This is a genomic window from Deltaproteobacteria bacterium GWA2_45_12, assembly GCA_001797365.1.
Classification (GTDB): Bacteria; UBA10199; UBA10199; order UBA10199; family UBA10199; genus UBA10199.
This window is the reverse complement of the sequence record MGPH01000053.1, coordinates 28,912-52,659: the sequence shown is the minus strand read 5'-3', so window position 1 is coordinate 52,659 and position 23,748 is coordinate 28,912. Positions and strand designations below refer to the sequence as shown.

Genomic DNA, 23,748 nt, shown 5'->3' with positions numbered 1-23,748 from the left:
CCCTGGGGGGCATACCATTGATGAACAAAAAGCAAATCACCATTTACGACACAACACTTCGTGACGGCTCGCAGTCAGAAGGAATCACTTTTACGGTTGAAGACAAACTTCTGATTGCCGAAAAACTTGACTGGTTAGGCATTCACTATATTGAAGCTGGTTGGCCCGGAGCCTCTCCTAAAGATACTGAATTTTTTGAACGGGCTTCCAAGGAACTTAAGCTTAAAAAAGCCCGCCTTTCAGCCTTTGGTTCCACACGGAAGGCAGGGCACATGCCCCCTCAGGACAAGGTGTTAAATGATCTGTTGGCTTCCAAGGCCCAAACAATCTGTATTTTTGGAAAAACCTGGGATTTGCATGTAAAACAGGCGTTACAAATTCCTTTGCCCGAAAATCTGGTTCTTATTGAAGATTCCATTGCTTATCTTAAAGCTTATAAACGCGAAGTGTTTTTTGATGCGGAACATTTCTTTGATGGGTACAAAGCCAACAAAAAATATGCCCTTGATAGCTTGAAAGCCGCTGTTCGTGGAGGAGCTGATGTTCTTGTTTTGTGTGATACCAATGGAGGAAGTCTGCCTCATGAGATAACACGCATTGTGTCTGAAGTGCGAAGAAAAATCCGGACTCCTTTGGGAATTCACTGCCATAACGATACGGGGACGGCCATTGCCAATTCACTGGCAGCCGTTCTTGCGGGAGCCACTCAAGTTCAGGGAACGATTAACGGCATTGGGGAACGTTGTGGCAATGCCAATTTGTGTACCATTGTGGCTAATTTGGAATTGAAGATGGGGTATAAGACTTTGGGAATTTCAAGATTTCAGCACCTCACTTCAGTGTCACGATTTGTGGACGAAATGAGCAATCGGGCCCCCCACAGCCAGCAACCTTATGTAGGTAAATCGGCTTTTGCCCACAAGGGCGGAGTGCATGTGCACGCCATTTTGAAAGATGCGCGCACCTACGAACACATCAAACCCGAAAAAGTGGGAAACACCCAACGTATTCTGGTTTCCGATCTTTCAGGGGCTTCAACCGTGGCACATAAGGTGCAAGGGGTGGCCAGTCTTAAGGCGGATGATCCCCGTGTGAAAGAATTGCTGCATCAATTAAAAGAACAGGAAAACCAGGGTTACCAATTTGAAGGAGCCGAAGCTTCCTTTGAAATTTTTGTAAAAAAATCCCTGGGACAGTACAAGCCTCATTTTGCTCTGCATGATTTTAAAGTAAGTGATTATATTTCTGAAAAACCAACTCATGAACCTACCTCGGAAGCCACGATTCATTTATCCGTTGATGGAAGTGAAGAGTTTGCCACAGCTAAAGGAGTGGGTCCGGTTCATGCGCTGGACCAAGCCCTGCGAGCGGCCCTTGAACGTTTTTATCCGCAAATCAAGGAAATGAAATTGCTCGACTATAAAGTGCGTGTACTGCCCGCAGGTGAAGGTACAGCTTCTTCTGTACGCGTATTGATCGAATTTGGAGATGGCCCGAACAAATGGGTCACTGTGGGTGTTTCTGAAAACATCATTCATGCCAGCTACCAGGCCTTGGTGGATGGGATCGACTATAAATTGCTTCAGACAACAAAATAATTTGGTTGTTTCCTCAATATTGGAATGCCATTAAAGATATGTTAAATGGCCAAAATCCTTGACATCCCAAGGGATTTTCTTCAAAATCTTTTTAAGTTTCTTAGCGCTAGAACCACCATCTTTTAAGGAGATGCCTCAAATGATAAAAAAATACTTTGGGTTTGGTTTCATGGTCTTGGTTTTTTCATTATTTACCTTGCAAGCAAAGGCCTCCCTTGATTCAAAATTTGACATCATCACCTTTCACCCAGCCGTTGATGGGGGCGATTACTTCAGTGTCTATGGTTCTCAAAACCTAAAAGCTTGGCAGGGGAATGTGGGTTTATACATCGATTATTCCAATCGCCCTTTGCAATTTATCGGGGTGGGAAATGCCACAGGGCGGCAGTCCATTATTGATCACATGTTGGTGGGGGATTTGTACGGAGCCATTGGTTTAACCGACTGGGCTGAAGTGGGTGTGAATATCCCCGTTGTTTTTTACAATTGGTTTTTTACGGATAATTTTGCTGCCGAGGAAGACCATGGCGGCGGCATGGGCGACATTCAACTGATGACAAAATTTCGAGTGATCAACACCGAAAATCATAAAGTCGGTTTTTCGATTATGCCCTTTGTCACTCTCCCCTCAGGGGATCCTGTGCGTTTCACAGGCAATGCCAATCCCACGGGTGGTGTTTTGTTTATCACTGATTTCATCATTCATGAACGCTTTACCCTGGCTTTAAACCTTGGAGGAGTTATTCGTGACGATGTTACTGTGCATGATGTGCGCATTGATGATCAGTTTAAATACGGTTTGGCAGGTAATATTAGGTTGGGTAAAAATTGGTTTGCCATCATTGAAACTTATGGAACCACTCCTTTCAGGAGCCTTTTTTCAAATGAAGGGGAAAGCCCCTTGGAAGCCGGTGGCGGTATCCGTTACATGTTTGGCGATAGCGGGTTTTCAATGAATTTGGGTGGAACAGCCGGTCTTGTTGATGGTGTTGGGGCTCCCCGGGCGCGCGGCTTTTTGGGTGTTAATTGGACCTCGCCCATTCGTGAAAAAGATTGTCCCGTTTGTGCCCCTCCAGCGCCTCCGCCTGACCCACGTATTAAGGGGGGTAAGATTGTCATTTGGGGTAAAATTTATTTTGATACCGACAAGGCTGATATCAAGCCCATTTCGTACCCTGTGCTAGACGATGTCGTAGACGTGATGAATAAAAATTCCCAGATTGAATTGGTGGAAGTTCAAGGTAACTGCGATATTCGTGGAAGTGATGCCTACAATATGAAGCTTTCAGATCGTCGTGCCAATTCGGTGCTCGAATACCTTGTTTCAAAGGGAATTTCAGCTTCCCGTTTGCAATCCAAGGGTTTTGGTTGGCATAATCCCATTGCCGACAACAAGACCAAAGAGGGGATGAGCCAGAATCGGCGCGTGGAGTTTGTCATTCAAAAAGATTCGAGCCAATTGTAGGGGCGAGAATACCTTCGCCCATACCCGATAAGGGCGCATCACGATGCGCCCTTACCCAAAGGCCTCGTGGAAACACGGGGCTTTTGTTTTTTAGTTATCCTCCCTCCCTTGAGGGGAGGGAGTTAGAGGGAGGGTGGCCCCGAGATCACCCTCTCCCTAACCCTCTCCCCTCAAGGGAGAGGGGGGCAAATATGCCCCGACTCTATTTTGATTATAATGCCACAACCCCGCTGGCTCCTTCGGTCAGGGAAAAATTAAAATTTTTGCTCAAGCAGGATCTTAAAAACCCTTCGAGTGTTCACACTGAAGGGAGGGCGGCCCGCGAGGCAGTCGATGCCGCACGTGGGCAACTGGCATCCCTTTTGGATTGCTTGCCGGATGAGATTGTTTTTACAAGTGGAGCTACTGAATCAAATAACTGGGTTTTCAAATCCATTTTCCAAAATCGACCTCCACGTAGAAATCGTATTGTGACAACCTCGGTGGAGCATAGTGCGGTTTGGTTTCCGCTTCAAAAGCTAAAAAATCAAGGAGTCGAACTTGTTGTCATTCCGGTAAGCTCTGAAGGTGTTCTTGATATGGATGCCTTAAATCGTGCCGTGGATGATTCCACGCTTTTGGTTTCAGTGATGCTTACCAATAACGAAACCGGAATGGTGTTTCCCGTGGCAGAGATTGCCTCAAAAATTCGGGGGCGGGGGGCCTATTTCCATACGGATGCGGCATGTGCTTTGGGTAAAATGCCTGTTTCGTTTCGAAAGCTGGGGGTGGATTTTTTAAGTTTTTCAGGAACCAAATTTTATGCCCCCAAGGGAGTAGGGGGGCTTCTGGTTCATCATGGATTAAGTCTGTCCCCCCTTATTTCTGGAGGAAAACAACAACGGGGTTTAAGGGCGGGGACGGAAAATGTGGAAGGGATTGTAGCATTAAGTGAAGGATTAAACTTTTCGTTGCAAGATATTGAAAAAGAAATATTAAGATTGTATGAACTGCGCCTAAAGATTTGCGAAGGACTCCGTCAAATGAGTCCGAAATGCCTTTTTCATGAAGGCCAGGATCAATTGCCGGGAACTTTAAATGTGAGTTTTCCTGGGTTAAGTGGCCAGGTGTTGTTGGCTCGTTTGGATTTGGAAGGAGTGGCGGCTTCCTACGGTTCAGCCTGCCAGTCAGGGACCCTTGAAGTATCGCGTGCCCTCTTGGGCATGGGTATTTCAGAGGAGGAGGCGGAAAGTTCCATCCGATTGTCGTTTGGGAAGATGACGACGGAGCAGGATGTAGAAAATTTATTGGGAATTTTTAAGAAAATTTTGTGACATTTGTCATTTCGACTTTGCTCAATGACCAGGGATTGTGGTCCCTGAGCGGAGTCGAAGGGACAAAATTGAATGAAGTTGATTTCCAAAAAACGCGTTGTTGTTGCCATGTCGGGAGGGGTCGATTCCTCGGTGGCGGCTTATTTGTTAAAGGAGCAGGGCTTTGATGTTATCGGGATTTCGCTTAAAACCTGGGATGCTTCAGAAGAGCAAGTCGCTCGGGGGAAAACATGCTGCTCATTCAAAGATATCGAGGACGCACGCAGCGTGTGTGAGCGGCTTGGTGTTCCATTTTATGCGTTTAATTATAAAAAAGTTTTTAAGGAGAAAGTAATCGACAATTTTGTGGGGGAATATTTAAAAGGCCGCACTCCCAATCCCTGCATTCTTTGCAATAATCACATCAAATTTGACCAGCTTTTAAATGAAGCCGAAAAACTGGGGGCCGATTTTCTGGCCACGGGGCACCATGCGCGTGTCAGGCACGATGAAACGGGAACCCATCTCTTAAAAGGGGTTGATGAGCATAAAGACCAGTCCTATGTGCTGTATGGTTTAAGTCAAAAACAGTTGGCCAAGATTTTACTTCCAGTGGGGGAGTATACCAAGGAAGAAATCCGGAACATGGCCAACAACAACCATGTGCCCACGGCTTTCAAGCCTGAGAGCCAGGATATTTGTTTTATCCCTAATCATGATCACGCCAGTTTTATTAAAAAACAAGTGGGAGAGCTGCCTTGGGGAAAAGGAATCTTTGTGGACGGGGAAGGCCATAAACTGGGGGAACATGAAGGGATTCATGCCTACACGGTGGGGCAACGCCGGGGTTTGGGGATTGGTTTTGGGGAAAGATTGTATGTGACCAAAATTGATGCCCAAAAAAATGAAGTCATTTTGGGCGAAAAGAAAGGGCTCTTGTCTTTGGGCTTGGTGGCTTCCAAGGTTCATTGGATCCGGCCCGTTTTTGAAAATGGGAATGCAGTTTCGTGCGGTGTGAAAATTCGTTATCAAAAAACAGAAATTGCGGCCCATGTTGAGCCTGGAAAAAATGAGGGCGAGGTTGTTGTGAAATTTAACGAACCTTCGGGTACTGTTTCTCCCGGTCAGTCCGCTGTTTTTTATCTCGGGGATGAAACTTTGGGTGGAGGAATTATTGAAAGAGCATTATATAGTATTTCAACTTTTAATGAGTACGTTAGTGCTCATTAAAAGTTAGAAATACTTATGGTTGAGCCATCAGAATGTACTAATGAAATGTTAATCAACCATAAATAAAGGGATGAATATGGGCTTTTTTTCTTTTTTTAGGGATAAAATTTCCCGCCATGAGCGCAAACATTTAAAATATTTTGAAAAAAAACTGGGTTATGTTTTTAGTAACAAGAGGCTTTTAAGACGGGCCTTATCCCATAAGTCGTATGCCAACGAAAAAAGGCTTGGAGCCACTCATCACAACGAGCGCTATGAATATCTGGGGGATGCGGTCTTGGAACTGGCTGTCAGCGATGTCCTCATGCATCTTTTTCCCGAATCGGATGAGGGCGATTTATCCAAATTACGCGCGGCAGTTGTCAATGAAACTTCGCTTGCCGAACTGGCACGAAAAATTTCTGTGGGTGATTTTATGTTTTTGGGCCGCGGGGAAGACAATGGGCAGGGAAGACAAAAAGATTCCCTCTTGTCCGATGCTTTCGAGGCTGTTCTTGGAGCCGTTTATCTGGATGGAGGATTTAAGCCTGCTTTTAAGGTGGTAAAAGCTTTGTTTGGCGATGTCATGAACAAGGCTTTAAATCAGGATATTACCCGCGATTACAAAACAAAAATGCAGGAAGAATCCCAGACTCGATTTCAAACCGTGCCCCGCTATACACTTTATTCTGAATCAGGCCCCGATCACGACAAGACTTTTGAAGTTCATTTATACATTCGTGAAAACTTGTATGGAAAAGGTTTGGGGAAGAGTAAGAAACAAGCTGAACAGAATGCCGCTCAAGAGGCGTTGGAAAAGATAGTGAATGGTGAATAGTTAATAGTATGATCATTCTTTACCATTCACCATTCACTATTCACCGTTTTCCCCATTCACCATTTTATGTTCAAATCCGGCTACATCGCAATCCTTGGCGCTCCCAATGCCGGGAAATCAACCCTGCTTAACTCTATTTTGGAAGAAAAACTGGCAGCGGTGAGTGCCAAGCCCCAGACCACACGCAAAAGATTTCTTGGAATTTACACGACAAAAACCTGCCAGATGATTTTTCTGGATACACCGGGAATCCATTCTTCAGACAAACAATTAAATCAGTTCATGCATCAGGAGGTAATGGAAGCTATTACCGATGCCGATGTGTTGGTGTTTCTTGTTTCTTTGGACCAGGAATTGTCGGAAGAGTTGGTCAGGGTGCACCAATGGGTGCAAAAAAAATTTCCGGAAAAAAAAAGGATTTTGGTGACCAATAAGGTGGACCTCTCTCATGTCACCCCCGCCACGTTATCCGCCGTAGGCGGATTCGGTCAAGCGGGGGCCCAGGGACTGGATTCCCGCTTTCCAGAATCCCGCGTTGCGGGATCACGGGGCGGGAATGACGTTGGGCGTGTGATACTGCGTGGGCAAGAAGTGATCGTTCATTTCTCTGGTCTTGAAAACATTCCCATTTCCTCCCTGACAGGTGAGGGAATTCCCGATCTCCTAAAAAAATTGGAAGAGTTTTTGTCCGAGGGCCAGGCCTTTTATCCCGAAGAGGATCTCACCACCGAAAACATGCGCAGCATTGTAGCCGAAATCATCCGCGAAAAAGCCTTTGAAAATTTGCACGAAGAAATCCCGTATGGTTTGGCAGTGGAGATTTTAAAGTTTAAAGAGAGTGTAGGGGCGCCGCTTGCTGCGCCCCCTACCCACATCACCGCCAACCTCGTTGTCGAACGCGATTCCCAAAAGGGGATGGTCATTGGAAAAGCGGGGGCCATGATCAAAAAAATCGGCAGTCTGGCACGGGCCGATATTGAAAAATTGTTGGATGGAAAAATATTTTTAGAGCTACAGGTGAAGGTCGATAAAAATTGGACAAAAGATCCCAGGAGGCTAGCCTATTACGGTTATGAAATTCCCAGGAAATAAGGCATCCCTTAGGGTATCTGAAGGGTTATCCCCACTGTATTCATGAATTCACCCGGAATGATCGGTTTTTTTCTTTCAAATTGTAAATCCTTAAGTCGATATTGTCCCCCCGTTGTCAAAATAACCATGTCGGTAATCTTGTATCCAAGTTCGAACACATTGATCCTTCGACTCAAACTTTAGCCCCTTGGGGCCGAAATAAAAAAACGGATCAAAACTCGGGGGCTTGCCCCCGAGTTATTTATTTAAATAAAAATTCTTCTATCCCATCGATTAAAGGGCCGAAGGTGATGTTTACACCAAAAGTGGGATGGTTAAAATCGGGATTCATGTTCCAGAACACGCGCAGCCAATCATCACCAAACCCGATGCCTGTTCCGATTCCTGGTTCTAATTGTATGGGAGTATTTTCTGTAGGTGTTAAACGGGCACCCATTGATACGTTTAAAAGTGCAGCTGGTGAATTGACTTTCACAAAGGGGGTGGCTCCTGGATGAAGACTTGTTTCCGCATCATAATGGGTGATGTCAAGCCGTGCCCCCGCATCCAGGTAGCCATCCAATCCGGGAATGCTTCTTTGAATGCCCACGGAAAAACGATGACCCTTGCCAAGGGCATTTCGGAAGGGGTTTGTATCAAGGTCCGGGAAATAAGCCAATTCAATACGTGGGACGATGGCCTCGCCACGGGCTTGTTTGATTTCTTCGTTCAAAGCTCGGGCTTCTTCCTCTTGTTTTTTAAGTCTTCCCCCGGTTTTTTTATCAAGTTCATCGTGCATTTGTTCTTCGGCCCCCGGAATTGATTTTGTATTTGGAACCGGCGTCATGCGTGCCTGCCCGGTGGATAATTTGCGTTCTACAATGATGGTGTCAGGGATTTTAGTGTGAGGGGCTTGGCCGGTTTTGCCCACATAGGCCTCGTATTGTTTGATGGATTCCAGTCCCACTCGGGTGAGGAAAGCAAAAGCGTGGCTGCCAAAGGGAATGTCACTTTGAAGGTGTTGGGTCATCGAGATGAAATGGGGGCGGCCAAAAAGGTCGCCATGGCGGGCGATTTCTTCATAGGGACGTTTGGTGCGCACCAAACGTTCAAACGAACGTAACCACGATTTGTAATCTTCTTCAACAAACATGGCCAAGTCGGTGCTGATGTGTTCGATGACTTCAAGGAGTTCCCTTTGTTGCGGAGTGAAGTTTGTGCCGTTGTGATTTCCGGAACGAATCAGATTTGCAATTTTATTGGCTTCGGTGATGAAATCCATGGCCTGCTCATCCAAGGCGTGAAACAGATCATGGTCGGCACGGGGTTGAGAGCCGTTTTTCATGATTGACTCGTAATAGGCGTCCAAAATTTTGCGTCTGGCTATGTAGAGCTCTTCATACTTTTTGGTTTCAGATTCAGGGATGCCGGCTTCTCTGAGTGTCAACCTTATCGTATGAAAAGCCAGATCCATCATCTGACGGGTATACATCACCATGCCGGGGATGGAATCCTTGCTGATGACTTCATCATTACCCACACCTTCACGGATAAGGATGCCGGTTAAATCTTTTTGGTCTCCCGAAAATTCCCGCGTATCAAAGATATTGGTGAATTTGTCATACAAGCCGATGTTGCGCGAGGCATCCACTTTCATGAGTCTGTCTTGTATGTGGTCATAATGGTCCAGATAGACAAGCATGTTTGATTTTAGGGATTCAACCAAACTCATGACCTCGGGAGTTGTTCCGGGAATGTCGTTTTCGCCGTCGCGTAGCGAGGTCCCGTTTGCGGGATTGACAGTTTCATAGTGGAAACTGACGCGAAGGACATCGTCATCGATCTTTTTTAGGTCAATGGTGAGGGCTTCGGCATTGTCAATGATGGCTGGAGCCGTGACCGCTGGCAGATCGGTTTTTCGATTAACGCCCGGCAAATAGCGTGCGTTGTAATAGCCGCGTTGATGCACATGAGCTTCCAATAAAGCAATGACGGATTCATCCGACAAAATCATGCGTGCAAAACCGGAGGATTCCAGCTCGACAATCTGTTTGAATTGATAATGTCCTCCAATGACGAATTTGGCTTGGGGATTGCGCCGCTTCATTTCGTCCATGTAGGCACGTACTATTTTTACCTGTGTGTCTGAAACGTGGCCCAAGAGGCTGGCCCCTTCATCAAAACCTGCATGGCTGTAATCCATGGAATCCATGTTGATGTAATAAACAGGAACGGTTTGTCCTCCCATGGAGAAAGTTTTCATCTCAAAGGCGGAAAGGTGGAGCCAGTTTTTGGTGGACTCTTTGGGATCGTGATCGCTTCCGGGAGTAAATTGAACGGTGGAATGCCAAAGCTTGGTTCCTTTCGAGAGCGTTTCTTCATTCCAGAAGTGTTTGTAAATTTGGGGTGAATTAAGCCGGTTTTGCATCACCGACCAATCATAGGCTTTCCAAATCTCTTCATCCTCAGGGGAGGCTTCCTTGTCGGTGCCTTTGGTGGCGATGAGGTAATCGGAGTTGTGGCTATAGTTTAAACGGGTTACCTTGTAGGGAATTCCCATCATCTCGTAATAATGCTTGATGGCATCCCCCTTGTTTTCGAGGTACCCGCCGCTTTCTGGTATGGCCACTTGGTCCTTGATATTGCGTTTGGAGCCCCATGTGTGAAGAACGATGGATAAAAGAAAACCAGCCACACTGTTTTCCATGGTGGTGACGCCCGTGTATTCGGCTGCATGGTTGCTGGGAGCAATGGCGCAGAGTCTTGTCGAGGGGGTGGCATTAAAGAGTTCCTTCCATATTTTTTTGATAAGGGTCCATTCATCCGACGAGTTGGTGTCCACCTCATCCCCCGTACTGATGGAGCAGGCATCCGGATGCTGATGAGTGGGGTCGATGGATTTATTCATCTGGTAGGCAAAAAGTTTAAGTAAGTGCCCCGGTGAAATGTTTTGCCCCGGAAGCCGGATGGCGGTTGGCACAACACTGTGGGCTTCCAGGCTTCGCAAAAGGCTGACAACTTCAGCCAGTGACAAAAGTTGGCTGTCAGAGGTGACTCTAATTTTAACTTCACTGGGATCGGGAGTTATTTCTGTATAGCGATCTTGTTGAATTTCTTCGGGTGCAGGTGGAAGAGGGGCCTCTTCCGGCATGGGGGGAGGCTGCATGACTGCCACTGTTTGAAATAAACCCGGAATAGAACCCATGAAAACTCCTTAAGGGAAATTTAAAGAAAGCTTTTAGTATTATCGAATTTAAACTCTAAACGTTGCTCTGATTAAAGGCGAAGTGTACACAATCTTTTTAGCCCAAAAATTTCAATAAAAATCTTTGTTTTTAGTAATTTATAACGCCATGCGTTAAGAGGAGGTTTAAAGCAACCTTTTTGAATTCATACCGAAGATCAATGGTATGCACCCCAGGGCAAGCCTTGGAAGATTCTCCGCCTAAGGTGGAGGGTTTTGACCCGGCAAGGCGCGTCCCCGAAGCCAACGAGCGTAGGGGATAAGAAACCTAAACTTTTAACTTTTGTATACTTTATGACTGAAGCGGCAACCATCAATGGGGGGCATGTTTTTTCGGCCCCGGATCAGGACGGTATTTGGCAGGCCTTGGGGATTCCAAATCCATTTGGAAATTCCGGAAATGGAACTTCGCCTACAGCAGATATTTTTATTTCAGCAAACCCGTCCGGGGTTCAGCAAACAGTTCGCCCCTTGGGGGCTCAATGGGCAACCCGCTTGCATTCGGATAGAGCCGCTCTGCCCAGAGAGGTCCTTTCGTTTTATGATCATGTGGCCGTTTTATTTCCCCAAAGATTGCATGCGGGCGATGTGCATTGGATAGCCAAAGAGTATGCGGTCAATCCTTCTCTTTTGCCCGCAGTTCTCACCCTGTTTGAAAAAATATTACTGGCAAATCCTGCACTGATTCCCCAAAAGATTTTCAGTGAACTTGTCTTGCGGGCCATTGAAAGCCGGGACAGGGACACGGTTTGCATGGGCTATGGGCTTGTTCTAGCGGCCGCTTACCATCATCCGGGGATTATTTCTGCAGATCTTGTCACAAGGGCCATGGATGCTTTATCCAACCAGAAAGATGATGGCATTAAAGAAACAGGCCGAAACTGTTTGGGCATTACCCTCCATCGGATGGCCTCCCAGGTGACCACTGGTCTTGAGGCCAAATTGAAACAAGATTTTATCCGAGCCCGGGGGGATGAATGGAAGAACCTCTGCTTCTGGCTTAAATTTTTGGCTCCGTTTTTAAGCCACCCCGATAAGTGGGTGAGGTTGACGCTTGAAAAAATGGATTCCATGAAAAATGAAAAACGCGGGTATGCGTATGGTTTTTTGCAATCTTTGGCGAATGCGCACCCGGAAGCGTTTCGGGGGCAATCCCTTCAATGGTTGGATGATGAAGTGAAAATGCTCTTGGGCTTTAAAGATACGACAGAAAGGGCGGAAAATCTGGTTTATCTTGTATGGATGATGGGCTTTTTATGGCCCTTGGGCAGGAAGGATGACTCCACGGCCGGGCGCTGGACGGAATTTTTATCCGATAGCCGTATGGGGCTGGCCCCCCGTTTTAGTCCCCGTGTTTTTTTCTGGGCCAAAGCCCGTATTTCAGATTCCCCCCACGGATTTGATGAAGAAGGTTTCCCCATCCTTGCTGCCGAGAATCGTTCCCCCAATGTCAGTAATGAACGGGTTCAATTTTTGAATCAACTGGTGATGCAAGCCAGACAAGCGCCCCTTTCTCTGCCCTTAAAATTGATGCTTGTGTCCTATGCCGATTGTGTTTTTCGCGACACGATGAAGATGGAAACCCTGGCCGATTTCTGGATGTGGTGCCAGGGGAATATGGTTGCCCAATTCAATGCCCGCGCCTCTTATGCTGCAGTTTCCATGGATGAGATGGATTTTCCCCATGGATCGGATAAATACCGAGACTTTGTACAAAGGGTTATTGATCATTTAAAGAATCGTGGGGCACTTTCCCTATCATGGCTTGCGACTTGTTTTGAAATAGGTCAGGGCCCCGAGGCGGCCGATGTGTTTGGATTTAATCATCAGAACCTTCCCTTAATGGCCAAGAGGGCTTCCGATGTTTTTAGAGGGCGGCTATCTTTGTATTCTGTAAATTATTCCGGACAGAAACTGGTCTTTCCCCCGTTTGGCTTTATGGAAGAAGCCCTACGGCAGTTATTTGGTGAGGCCTTCCAGGGTTTTGAATATCGCCTGGATCCGGTTTCGCCGGAAGAAAGACTCGCCATGCGCGCTCAGGGGAAATACGTTGTAAGACTGGGTTTTGAACCCTCCCATTTGGATGATGATCCAAGAAAACCCCGTGTAGATGCTTTTTTTCGTGCCATGGCCGATGTTTATCGTGCCGTCCATCAGCTAAGCATGCCCCAGTCCTATCATCTTGCAGCCCAACAGCTGTATCAAATAGCCGTTGCTCTTGAGCCCAGTGATGGCGAATGTTTTGCGTGGGGGCTGGCTAAAAAAACGTTGGTTGATTTGGAGAATGGGGGAAAAACAGGCCATCCCACCGCGCAAGATTTTTTCAATAGATTATGGTCCCCCTTCCATTTTTATTTTGCCCAAAACTGGAATGAAGCCTTAAGTCTGGATGAAAAAACACGGATGCTCGATTATTTGTGTTCCCATGTTTATGGCGAAAAATATTTGGGCTCCAAAAACGGCGATATCAAAGCCGGTGATTTCATGCCGGGCTATGCCCTCGATGGATGGCCAACCGAAAAACTGGAAGCCTACCAAAAGTTCATTGCCAATTATCTGGCTGCGCTCAAGGGCCTGCCTGACAATGCCATTGTCAACCAGTGTCGCCAGTATTTACGGCAACTGAATGCGGATATTGATGGTGTTTTGCAACAAAGGCCCGAGGCCGCTCGGCCGTGGAATACAAATGATTTGGGAGATAATCAGATTGCCCAGTGTTTAAGTCCTGAAGAAGCAGGGTGTCTTATTCGTGTCTACCATAGGGCTTATCAACTGGGATTATCTTTGGATCGGGCCCGTGCCTTGCAAGATCTGGTTCGTCGTGCCTGGCAGGGGTTGGCAAAGTTTGAAGATGTTTCATGTCTGCTAAAAGAGTTTGGTTTTGAGACGTGGCAGAACCAGCAGGTTGATGAAACCAGAATTCCCGCAAACGATACAAATGGAAATATTGGTTATTTGGGGGACCCTTTAGAAACTATTCAAAGATTGAAGAACCTTTGTTTATTGCCGGAAGAAGTGGTTCAGTTGGAAGAGTTGATTTTGACGGCACGATGGAGATTGAGCCAGTCCCATTACCGCAGAGAAGTAGTGATCTTGTTAAACAAGATGATCCCCGGCATGCCCGAAGAAGACCGTGCTTATTGGGCCGAAGTGCGGTGGAATATTTTAACCACCATGGATGATGTCATTGATTTGCTGCTCAATGGCTTTGACATGGCTTTTGTTCGGGGTGGTCGTAGAATAGAACGCGTTTATCGTGATAATTTCACGAGTGTTTATGCTTTGACTTTAACGGACAATATTTGTGGAAGGGAAGTACATGGTGAAATAAAGGTCATTCGTATTCCCTATACCAACGTGGTCAAGGGAATTAGATTCTGGTTTGATTTGAGGGGTTTTGTAAATTCCGATCAGGTTATTCAGTCTATTATTTGTGCCCTGGCCGTTGATTATCCGTTTGCCTATTCAATATCGTTTCTGGTTGATGATGCTGAAAACGGTGTGGTCCGCCAAGAGTGGACAAATTCGGGTCAGGGTGGCTTCGTACTGGATTTTGAAACCCTGCCCTTTGGGGACCGGCAAAATAACAGGCAACACTTAAGTCGCCTGGGTTTGGTTCCCACCTCCGATGTGCAATCTGCTTCAAGGGGAATTCTTCATAAGCTTAAATATCAATTGGGTCAGTGCTTGGGTAGGGCAGAAGAATTTCTACCAAATGCTGAAGAACAAGGTCGATGGTTTGAATGGTTTGATCAGATCATAAAAGATATGGACCCCGATTCGCATGGTTATCAGTTAGTGGCTGCCGCCCGTCACGTGCTGTTGTTAAGGGCCCCCAATTTCTTTGAGCGGGTGCAAAACATAGTTCAACAAATCTTGGGACCCCTGTGGGAGTTAAATTCGGGAAGCCCCATTGATTCAGACAAACCCTTTGTCAGGGAATATCGTTTTACAGTGGACAATGGTCGTTTTCGCAGAACATTCACCTTAGCCCTTGAAGAAAACCACGGGGATGAATTTTTGGAAATTTACATAACCTATCACCATGAGTCCGAAGCGCTCGATGCCTGTGTGTTGGTAAAGGGCTTGATGGCCGCATTTCCCCAACTGCGCAAGGTAATTACCCGAAGTTTTTTGGATGAGCGCCGGTCCGTTAAAACACAATGGAAAAGGCACGGGATCCGTGATTTCAGACTTGAGTCGGACGAACTTCTTGAAAAAGTACCGACACCAGGCAGATCCTCCGATTTTTTCACACGACGTACAAGAAGGCCCTCCAGTGAGCCACCGATGCCGGATTTTGTGGAACCTTTTTCTGGTGTTGAATCGGTGCTACACAACAGAAATGGCCCTGAAAGCGTGAGTGAAGAAATAGAAGGAGCCCTGCCCGTGCAATCACCCAGGCCTCTTCACGTCACGGGCCATCGGGCCCGCACTTTTATCCCCACTGTTTTCCTTCCTTTTATCCCAAGACACCATTTGATCAGCCCCTTTGGCCGGGCTGTTTTCCGCGGGGGGATGCGATGACGTCTTTTCGTTCTGCACTCGATGCCTACCAATCCATACGTCTTTTATTGGACGGACATCTTGTTACCCCAGAGGGTGATATTGACCTGGCCGTTCTTGAGAGGCTGGCAGAAAGAATGGATGCTCCAGATCGGGATATTCCCCTTGGCTATGAAGAGCATCGTCGTGCCGTGGATGGACTTAAAGCTTTGTCTCACGGCTTAAATCTCCGACTGAGATCAGCCGCGCGTTATTTTTTAGGAGAAGCACCAGTTTTTTCAACCGATCTTCCCGAGGATGAAACCCAGTTTCATAGTGCCTTTTTGAGGTTTGAACGGGCCTATCTTGATCATAGTGTGACACTATGGAGCGATTTGCGGCGGGTACAGGATTCATTTCAGTCTTTATCCCCGGTGGAGCAAATCGAAACTTTAAGGATGGGCATCGGCCTTTTGCGCCATAATCATTCAGGCTCTGCCGAAAGCTTGGTGGTGATCGACCGGATTTTCAATTTGTTTTGCGATTGGATGTTTTTGGTTCCCCCCGCCCACGCCAAAATATTATTTTGCCAATTTTTAGAGGCTCTCCCTTCCATCAAAGTTTGTGATCTTGTGGGTCATGGAGAACAATTGACACGATTGATTCAAGACACGTCCCCGGAAGCGGTTGCTGTTTATCTTCATGAAGGAGATCATCCCCTTTTAAATCCCATTCTCTACGGTCTTGTGCTGGCGCAGGCTTCCGATGGCGATTTCGAATTCCATTATCAACGTCTAAGGGGAAAAATGAAAAGCGAAGACAATGACGACAAAAGACGGGCCATCCAGATTCTGCGCTATGCCTTGGACCGTCTGTCCATGGACCAAAGGCGATCATTAATCCCTGATACAAAGGCTTTAAGTCAAAGCCCCGATGAGTTGTGTGCACGTTCAGCCGTTAATTTTGCCATGAAGGCCTTATCCTTGGCCCAAACAATGGAGGAAATGGAAGTATGGTTTAAAATTGCCCTATGCTGCGCTTTTGAAAATCCAGGTGCTGTAAGGATTTATGCCGATCACTGTCTTCGCGAAGCGATGCAAATTCATGATCAAGTTGAGATTCTATCCCTTGCTGAGATCGTTTTCTTGTCCTTTAAAGGAAGGCCGATGCAGATTAAAGATATGCGATTTGCGCTTATGAGACAAGTTTTCTACTCTGCCGCGAAACTTGTTAACGGTGTCCGCGAGGTTCAAAATAAATTGCTCAGTCTCTTTTGGCCCCTCATGAATTTAGAAATGATTGAATTTAAGTGTGGTGGAAAAAGCGAGACGCCATTTCCGGATTTGATGGAAAATTATGTCCAATTTGGCGTGAAAGCATTTCCGCGTTTGCACAGCGTGGATGTTCCTTACAAAAGAGTATCCACCACCGCGGAAGAAATTGTTTCACGGTTTAAAACCATTGGGGAAGCGCGAGCATTTCATCGTCATCGTGTTTATCAGCTTGAAGGAGATCAGGGTGATTTGATGATTAAATTTGCCAATAAAGGTCAAAGTGGAGAAAGCTTGGTGCGTGAAGTTCAGTGGTGGAAGACTTTGGAAGATCATGGATTGCATTTTGGAAATGATTTGCCCTTCGCCGTGCATGATGAGGATGGGAAGGTTTTGTTATTTGAAATTGATGGCCGCGATGCAGTGGCGATGCGCGTACCCCACGATTATTTTTATTATCTGGATGATCCGGTTTTCCCCTTTCCTTTATTTGAAGAGGGCTTGAAGCGATCGCTTCGGGCCGTTTTCTCTTTGGCCCGGTATGGGGTTTATCATGAAGTTCCCGTGGGCCTGTATCATTTTTGGGTGGATGGGGAAAATCAAAGGAACCGGGCTTATAGTGTTGCCCCCGGGATTGCCTTTGGCGGTGGTTATTTTGGCATGGGAGAAATTGAAAACTGGCGCGGATGCCTGCGCTGGGCCAATTATGCGTTAAATGGCCTACGTGATGGAGAGGAGATGATCACGGGAGACGAGTTTGAAGGAAGGGTGCAGTTTTCTTCTTCTGCTGTTTTGGCGGCGCCGGTTGACGAGATGCTTATTTTAGGACGCCATCTTTTAGCAGCGACTCTTCTCTTAGGAAATCGGATGGTGGATATCTTGGAAAAAATACCCGATGAAGGACGCAATGCTTGGAAGGATGATATTTTTCTTCAGCATTATGCGGAAATTCTTTTAGAAGTTTTTTCTGAAGCCTATGCCGCGCGCTATGAGCTCTCTTTCGAAAGAGCGTTGGAGTTGATGAAGCCCCGAGCGGATTGGTTGCGGTTCTCCCGACAGATGGCATTTTTCATGACCAAGGCTTACATCCCCTATGTTCATCCCGATCCTTTAAAGAGGCAGCCCTTTCCCGAATCCATTTACGGCCCTGGTGTTGAGTTGAGAGGATTTGGCCCTTATGCAGAAGGCTCTTGGGATGATGAGCTTGGGTTTATTGGCGCCCCCTGGGTGCGTGATGAGCTTAATTTGGGGGCGAATACGTGCCAACTTCCCATCCGCGAATTCGAAAAGGCCATGTACGCCGTGTTTTTGGATCCGGAGGTGGTGGTGAAGGTGCCGGATCCCCTAAAAAATTCGGGTAACGCCCCCCAACCCCCTCTTACATTAAGAGGGGGCGAGGGGGAGTTATCTTCATTAAATTCTATTCAGCCAGACCCACCCAAGTTACAATCCCCATCCAAGCCAACGTTTTCAAGACTTGCCAGTTATCGAAGAACTTCCCATCCCGCCCCAAGAAAAACCATCCTGGGCTATCCCGCGCTGCGTAATATGCCGCGACGATCCCCTATTTCTGGTTTGCCTCGTACTTATAAATAAGACACCACATGTTCCTCTAAAATCGATTTGATGAGCCGTTGATATTTGGTGTTATGCTTGGCGGTGGCCTTTTTAAGGAGTTCGAGCAAGGAGGATGAAATTCTTAAGGAGATAACCCGATCTTGGTTCCTGAATTTAAAGGTCACTTTTTTAAAGTCAGATGGCTCCAAATAATCGCCAAGGTCTGTTGTTTCCAAAAACTTATCAAAGGCTTTCTGGCTTTTAAACTTGGGAAAAGGCTTTTTCATAAACCATCCTTTCTTTTTTGTGCATGGTATGAGCCGAAATAACGCGCACTAAAATTTTATCCCCTACGCTCGTTGGCTTCGGGGACGAGCCTTGCTGGGTCAAAACCCCGTCCGGCCTTAGGCGGACGGAATCTTGGGTCCAGGGCTTGCCCTGGGGTGCATACCATTGATTGTAAGCCTTTAGTTGACACCCCATTTGCCCCATGCCTATAATTTTTGCCCATGATCGATTCCATTTTCAGAACGGTACGTGGATTGCTTCAAAGGCATGTCCAGTTTGTTTTTGAAACCATTGAAGAGCTCACCAATAAAAAGCTTGAAACCTCGCTTAAAAATCTTTCAGCACTTTATCAAGCCTCCGAACTTCTGGCCAAAGCCCTGGACACCTCCGAAATTTATTACACGGTCTCCAAAATTTTCAGGGATGTTCTCACCTATGATGAGTTCAGTCTGATGATTTTAGACGATATGAACGCCTGGCTCGAAATAAAAGCGGCCAGCGGGTTTAAGAACAAATCAAAGATTCGCGGGATGCGGTTTAAAATGGGGGAAGGTGTGTGTGGTCAGGCTGCAGCTCGCAAAAAAATAATCTATGTGCCCAACAAAGTGAAGGATGAACGGTATCTTCATTACAAAAAGAAACAAAAAGAAGAGGGTTCTTTTATAAGTATTCCCTTGCTGGTGGGAAGCCGTGTTGTGGGTGTGCTTAATGTGGGTTCCACCCAGAAAAATGATTTCTCAGGACGTGATATCCAGTTTTTGGAATCACTGGCCAACCAGATTGCCGTGGCCTACGACCGCTCTCGGCTTTACACCAAAACCAAAGAGTTGGCTGTACGGGATGAACTGACGGGCTTATATAATCGCCGTCATTTTTATGATGTGTTGCGCATGGAATGGAAGAGGGTGCAGCGTTTTGAACATCCCCTTTCCATCCTGATGATCGATGTAGATCATTTCAAACAATACAATGACCAGTTTGGGCATCTGGAAGGAGACAAGGCGCTTGAAGCCATCGGACGCTTGCTTTCAAAAAATATTCGCGAAGTGGATACCTTGGCCCGTGTGGGAGGGGAAGAGTTTGTTGTGCTGCTTATTGACACCCAATTATCCGATGCCCTTCATGTGGCTGAAAAAATAAGACGCTTGATCGAAAAAGCAGTCTTGGGGGGCAAACCCTTAACAGTCAGTATTGGGGTTTCGGCTTATCCGGGGTTGGCTCATAGTGAAGAAGAGCTTGTAGGACAGGCGGATATTGCCCTTTACAGGGCCAAGAGTCAGGGACGAAATCGGGCGGTTCTTTTTGAACCCCCTTTAAAGTTTCAAATTGATAGCTTAAAAGAAGTGGTAAGAGCTTAAAATGAGGGGCATTTTTAGTCATTTTTATTGACAATGTTAGGGGGCGCAGGTTACCCCTTGCCTGTTTCTTTTTATTAAAACTTAAGGAGGTGATCTATGAGTCAATTAAAAGCATGGTTGGATCAGGCTTTGGTTAAAGGTGAAAGCTTGAAGTCTGAATTATTGTCCGAAGTTTTTGATTCAAAAGTGGTGAAAGAATTGTTGAAGAGTGATTTGTTTGCCAAGGCTGTGACCACTGTTATCAAGAAAAAAGATGAGATAACGGAGGTTATTTTGACCAACATTAAAAATGTGATGCATGTGATGGATGTTCCTTCCAGAAAGGACTTAAAGAACCTGTCCTACAAGGTTGATAGTCTGGGAAAAGCCGTTGATCGTGTTGGCAGAAGGGCCATTACCGCCAAAAGTTTAAAAACAATTTCAAAACGAAAAAGACGTTAATTTTTCAAATGAGGGATTGTTTCGAATTTTTTGCTTTGTATTTCGGATTTATTCATGTCCACCCAACCCATTGGAGTTTTTGATTCTGGTATTGGAGGCCTGACCGTTCTTCAGGAAATCCGGAAAGTCCTTCCTTTTGAAGATCTCATTTATTTGGGCGATACCGCCCGTGTTCCTTACGGGACCAAATCAAAAGAAACTGTTTTACGTTATTCAGTCCAGAACACCCATTTTCTTCTTGAGCAAAATGTGAAGGCGGTGGTTGTGGCATGCAATACGGCCTCGGCCTATGCTCTTGATTATTTGCAAAGCCAGTTCAAGGTGCCGGTGCTGGGCGTGATCAAACCAGGGGCCGAAAGGGCCATCAGTCTTAAATCCAGAAACATCGGCGTCATTGGTACTGAAGGAACCATTCGTTCCCAAGCTTATGCACAGGCCCTTTATAAACTTGATTCGCAGGCTGTTGTCGTTTCGAAGGCGTGTCCCCTTTTGGTGGGCTTGGCTGAAGAAGGATGGGTCAAAGGAGAGATTGTGGCCAAGATTCTGGAAGTTTATTTAAAGCCCTTCATGGCCCAGAAAATTGATAGCCTTATTTTGGGATGCACCCATTATCCTCTTTTCAAGGAAGAAATGGCGCGTCTCTTGGGGAAGGATATCACCCTTGTTGATTCAGCCGAGGCTGTAACAACCCAGTTAAAAAAGACCCTTGATGATCATTCTTTGAAAAATCCGGATGCAAAACGTAAAGGATGGGCGAAATTTTATTCCACCGATTCTCCCGACCGCATGAAACGCATTGGGCATTATTTTTGGGGAAGCGAAATGGGGGAGATCACCAAGGTGGAACTGGCAAACAATTGATTTTTTTCTTTCCACTTTCTTTTGAACACGCTAAAGAAACCACTTCTTAATACCTATGAAAAAGCCATCTGTTGCCCAATTAGAAGAAATTGCCCGTCAACTTCGTATTGATATTTTAAAAATGGTTCATCACGCCAAGTGCGGGCATACGGGGGGGCCGCTTTCATGCATTGATCTTCTGACGGCCCTTTATTTTTATCAAATGAATATCGATCCAAAAAATCCCTTATCGCCCGATCGGGATCGTTTTGTTTTATCGGCAGGGCATACAGCCCCCGCTCTTTATGCCATTTTGATGCGTCTGGGATACATTCCCAAAGAAGAAATTTTTACTTTACGTAAACTAGGTTCTGTTTTGCAAGGGCATCCTAAAATGCATCCCGAAATGGGGATTGAAATGTCCACGGGCTCGCTGGGGCAGGGCATGAGTATTTCCAACGGTATGGCGCTGGCCGCAAGGGTGGATCAAAAAAATTATCGTGTTTATTCATTAGAGTCAGATGGCGGATCCCAAGAAGGCATGATGTGGGAAGGGGCCATGGCCGCTGCTTTTTACAAGCTTGATAACCGTTGTGCCCTTCTTGATTACAACAATGTCCAGATTGATGGCTTTGTCAGCGACGTGATGGATGTAGCTCCCTTGGATAAAAAGTTTGAATCGTTTGGATGGAATGTCATTGTCATTGATGGACACAAGATGGCTGAGATTGTTTGTGCTTTAGATGAGGCCCAAAAGGTGAAAGGAAAACCCACAGTCATTATCGGGAAAACCATCCTGGGCAAAGGGGTTTCCCTTTTTGAAAACAAGCCCAAATACCATGGGGTGGCCCCTACCGATGATGAATTGGAAGTGGCCTTGAAGGAATTAAATGGGTAGGGGCGAGGCTTGCCGCGCCCGTACGGAATGAATATGACCCAAGAAATAGCAACACGTGATGCTTACGGAAATAAATTGGCCCAGTTGGGAGAAAAGTATTCCCATATTGTGGTTCTTGATGCTGATTTGTCTGGTTCAACCAAAACCAATATTTTTGCAAAGAAGTTCCCGCAACGTTTTTTTAACATGGGGGTTGCTGAACAAGGCATGATGGGGACGGCGGCGGGTTTGGCTGCTTGTGGGAAAACAGTGTTTGTTTCCACCTTTGCCATTTTTGCCACGGGCCGTGCCTGGGAGCCAATTCGTCAGTCGATTGCCTATCCCAATCTCAATGTAAAAATTTGTGCCAGCCATGCCGGTCTTACCGTGGGGGAAGACGGGGCCAGCCATCAAGCCATCGAGGATGTGGCCGTCATGCGTGTTATTCCCCAGATGAAGGTTTTTGTTCCCTCGGATGCCGTTGAAACCGAAAAAATTCTGGAAGCCATTGTGGAAGATGCGGGCCCCTGTTATGTCCGTTTGGGACGCGCTAAAACGCCGGTTCTTTTTGATCCCTCTTATTCCTTTAAAATAGGGCGTGGGCATGTTTTAAAAGAAGGGAAGGATCTATGCTTTTTTACGCATGGTTTTTTAACCTCCCATGTGTTGCAAGCCGCAGAGATCCTGGCCCAAAAAAATATTTCATGTACGGTAGCCAGCATGGCTTCAGTAAAGCCCATTGATGCTGATTTGATTGTGGCCATGGCAAAAAAACACAGGACTCTGGTGAGTGTGGAAGAACATTCCATTATCGGGGGCCTTGGTTCGGCGGTGGCCGAGGTTTTAACCGACAAATGCCCTCATTCCCTGATTCGTCTTGGTGTTAACGATGAATTTGGTCAAAGCGGTAGTTATCAAGAGGTTGTCCGTCATTATAAGTTGGATGCCGAGGGCATTGCCAATTCTGTTTTGGGCAAGAAAGCGTAAGGTAAGATAAGGTAGGGTTAAGGTAAGGGCAATTCATGAATTGCCCTTACAATGCCCATACAATCATATGAAAAAAATCATTCTCATTCTTCTTTTTCTTTCTTTTTCTCAACCTTCGTTGGCCTTGAGTGACAAAATTTATAAAGAACTCGATACCTTTACAAAACTGATCGAAATTCTGGATAAAAACTATGTAGATGTTGTTGATGAGCACAAGCTGATCGAAGGGGCCATAAGGGGCATGCTTTCCTCTTTGGACCCTCACACAGTCTATATGGAACCCCAAATTTATCGTGATTTTCAGTCGGATACCGAAGGACGTTTTGGTGGAGTGGGCATTGAAATTTCAGTGAAAGATTCCGTACTGACCGTTGTTGCCCCCATTGAAGGCTCTCCTGCTGACAAAGCGGGCATTAAAGCCGGTGACCGCATTCTAAAGATTGATTCCAAACTCACCAAGGACTTAAGCCTTATCGATGCCGTGCACATGATGCGTGGCAACAAGGGTGAAAAAGTCACTTTGAGCATTTGGCGTGAGGGGCTTACCAAGACGCAGGATTTTACGCTGGTGCGCGATATTATTCGTGTAGAAAGCGTCAAGTCTGAAAATTTGGGCGATGGTTATGTTTATGCACGCATCTCAACATTTCAGGAGCACACAGGGGACAAATTAAGGGAAGCCATGGACAAAATGGCTGAAAAAGAAAAAAAAATACGCGGTCTTGTTCTTGATTTGCGCAATAATCCGGGTGGGTTGCTCAGTGAAGCCGTGAAAGTGTCTGATTTGTTCATGGAAAAAGGGGTGGTTGTTTCTACACGGGGTCGCGACAAGGACGTTGACTATCAAAAAGCCAAAAACAACAGCCCCTATGAAGGAATTCCCATCATTATTTTGGTGAATAAGGGTTCCGCTTCAGCTTCTGAAAT

The 23,748-nt window shown here is 46.2% G+C and carries 16 protein-coding genes and 2 pseudogenes (2 of these 18 cut by a window edge); 15 read left to right on the top strand and 3 right to left on the bottom strand.

Annotated elements, in window-relative coordinates; genetic code table 11:
• From A2048_08270 to A2048_08240, 7 genes and pseudogenes are all read left to right on the top strand, one after another.
• Positions 1-21: pseudogene (locus A2048_08270) on the top strand (aspartate kinase); it begins 1,191 nt to the left of the window's first position.
• The gene (locus A2048_08265) at positions 21-1,598 is read left to right on the top strand and encodes a citramalate synthase (GenBank protein ID OGP08064.1); all 1,578 of its coding nucleotides are present in this window, start codon (positions 21-23) and stop codon (positions 1,596-1,598) included. The pseudogene A2048_08270 and the gene A2048_08265 overlap by 1 nt, the downstream one beginning before the upstream one ends.
• A gap of 139 nt (positions 1,599-1,737) precedes the next feature.
• Complete coding sequence (locus tag A2048_08260; protein OGP08063.1) at positions 1,738-3,063, top strand: hypothetical protein; 1,326 nt, start codon at positions 1,738-1,740, stop codon at positions 3,061-3,063.
• Positions 3,064-3,254: 191 nt separating this feature from the next.
• Entirely contained in the window at positions 3,255-4,376 is a 1,122-nt protein-coding gene (locus tag A2048_08255) for a hypothetical protein (protein ID OGP08062.1), read from the top strand.
• Positions 4,377-4,448: 72 nt separating this feature from the next.
• Positions 4,449-5,585 carry a tRNA 2-thiouridine(34) synthase MnmA gene (locus A2048_08250; GenBank protein ID OGP08061.1) on the top strand — a complete coding sequence of 379 codons (1,137 nt, stop codon included), beginning with the start codon at positions 4,449-4,451 and terminating at the stop codon, positions 5,583-5,585.
• A gap of 76 nt (positions 5,586-5,661) precedes the next feature.
• Complete coding sequence (locus A2048_08245; protein OGP08060.1) at positions 5,662-6,402, top strand: ribonuclease III; 741 nt, start codon at positions 5,662-5,664, stop codon at positions 6,400-6,402.
• A 66-nt stretch (positions 6,403-6,468) separates the two neighbouring features.
• Complete coding sequence (locus A2048_08240; GenBank protein OGP08059.1) at positions 6,469-7,494, top strand: GTPase Era; 1,026 nt, start codon at positions 6,469-6,471, stop codon at positions 7,492-7,494.
• Positions 7,495-7,735: 241 nt separating this feature from the next.
• Here A2048_08240 and A2048_08235 read toward each other — a convergent pair whose 3' ends face one another.
• On the bottom strand, positions 7,736-10,678 hold the full coding sequence (locus A2048_08235) for a hypothetical protein (GenBank protein OGP08058.1): 2,943 nt from the start codon (positions 10,676-10,678) through the stop codon (positions 7,736-7,738).
• Between the two features lie 333 nt (positions 10,679-11,011).
• Here A2048_08235 and A2048_08230 point away from each other — a divergent pair, with 333 nt between their 5' ends.
• Complete coding sequence (locus A2048_08230; protein ID OGP08057.1) at positions 11,012-15,244, top strand: hypothetical protein; 4,233 nt, start codon at positions 11,012-11,014, stop codon at positions 15,242-15,244.
• The gene (locus A2048_08225; protein OGP08056.1) at positions 15,241-18,069 is read left to right on the top strand and encodes a hypothetical protein; all 2,829 of its coding nucleotides are present in this window, start codon (positions 15,241-15,243) and stop codon (positions 18,067-18,069) included. The genes A2048_08230 and A2048_08225 overlap by 4 nt, the downstream gene beginning before the upstream one ends.
• On the opposite strand, the gene A2048_08220 is transcribed toward A2048_08225, so the two are convergent.
• Both A2048_08220 and A2048_08215 read right to left on the bottom strand, forming a co-directional pair.
• Complete coding sequence (locus A2048_08220; GenBank protein OGP08055.1) at positions 18,060-18,317, bottom strand: hypothetical protein; 258 nt, start codon at positions 18,315-18,317, stop codon at positions 18,060-18,062. The two genes, A2048_08225 and A2048_08220, sit on opposite strands and share 10 nt — an antisense overlap.
• A complete protein-coding gene (locus tag A2048_08215; GenBank protein ID OGP08054.1) occupies positions 18,292-18,522 on the bottom strand; it encodes a hypothetical protein in 231 nt (76 codons plus the stop codon). The genes A2048_08220 and A2048_08215 overlap by 26 nt, the downstream gene beginning before the upstream one ends.
• 17 nt (positions 18,523-18,539) lie before the next feature.
• Between A2048_08215 and A2048_08210 the strand changes: the two genes are divergently transcribed.
• The 6 genes and pseudogenes from A2048_08210 to A2048_08185 all read left to right on the top strand — a co-directional run.
• Positions 18,540-19,676, top strand: a complete 1,137-nt coding sequence (locus tag A2048_08210) for a hypothetical protein (protein OGP08053.1) — start codon at positions 18,540-18,542, stop codon at positions 19,674-19,676.
• Positions 19,677-19,772: 96 nt separating this feature from the next.
• On the top strand, positions 19,773-20,117 hold the full coding sequence (locus A2048_08205) for a hypothetical protein (GenBank protein OGP08052.1): 345 nt from the start codon (positions 19,773-19,775) through the stop codon (positions 20,115-20,117).
• A gap of 54 nt (positions 20,118-20,171) precedes the next feature.
• Positions 20,172-20,978: a glutamate racemase gene (locus A2048_08200; GenBank protein ID OGP08051.1), complete on the top strand. Its 807-nt coding sequence runs from the start codon at positions 20,172-20,174 to the stop codon at positions 20,976-20,978.
• Positions 20,979-21,033: 55 nt separating this feature from the next.
• Positions 21,034-21,855 carry a transketolase gene (locus A2048_08195; GenBank protein OGP08050.1) on the top strand — a complete coding sequence of 274 codons (822 nt, stop codon included), beginning with the start codon at positions 21,034-21,036 and terminating at the stop codon, positions 21,853-21,855.
• A gap of 33 nt (positions 21,856-21,888) precedes the next feature.
• Entirely contained in the window at positions 21,889-22,821 is a 933-nt protein-coding gene (locus A2048_08190) for a transketolase (GenBank protein OGP08073.1), read from the top strand.
• Positions 22,822-22,888: 67 nt separating this feature from the next.
• Positions 22,889-23,748, top strand: a pseudogene (locus A2048_08185) (hypothetical protein); it runs 331 nt beyond the window's last position.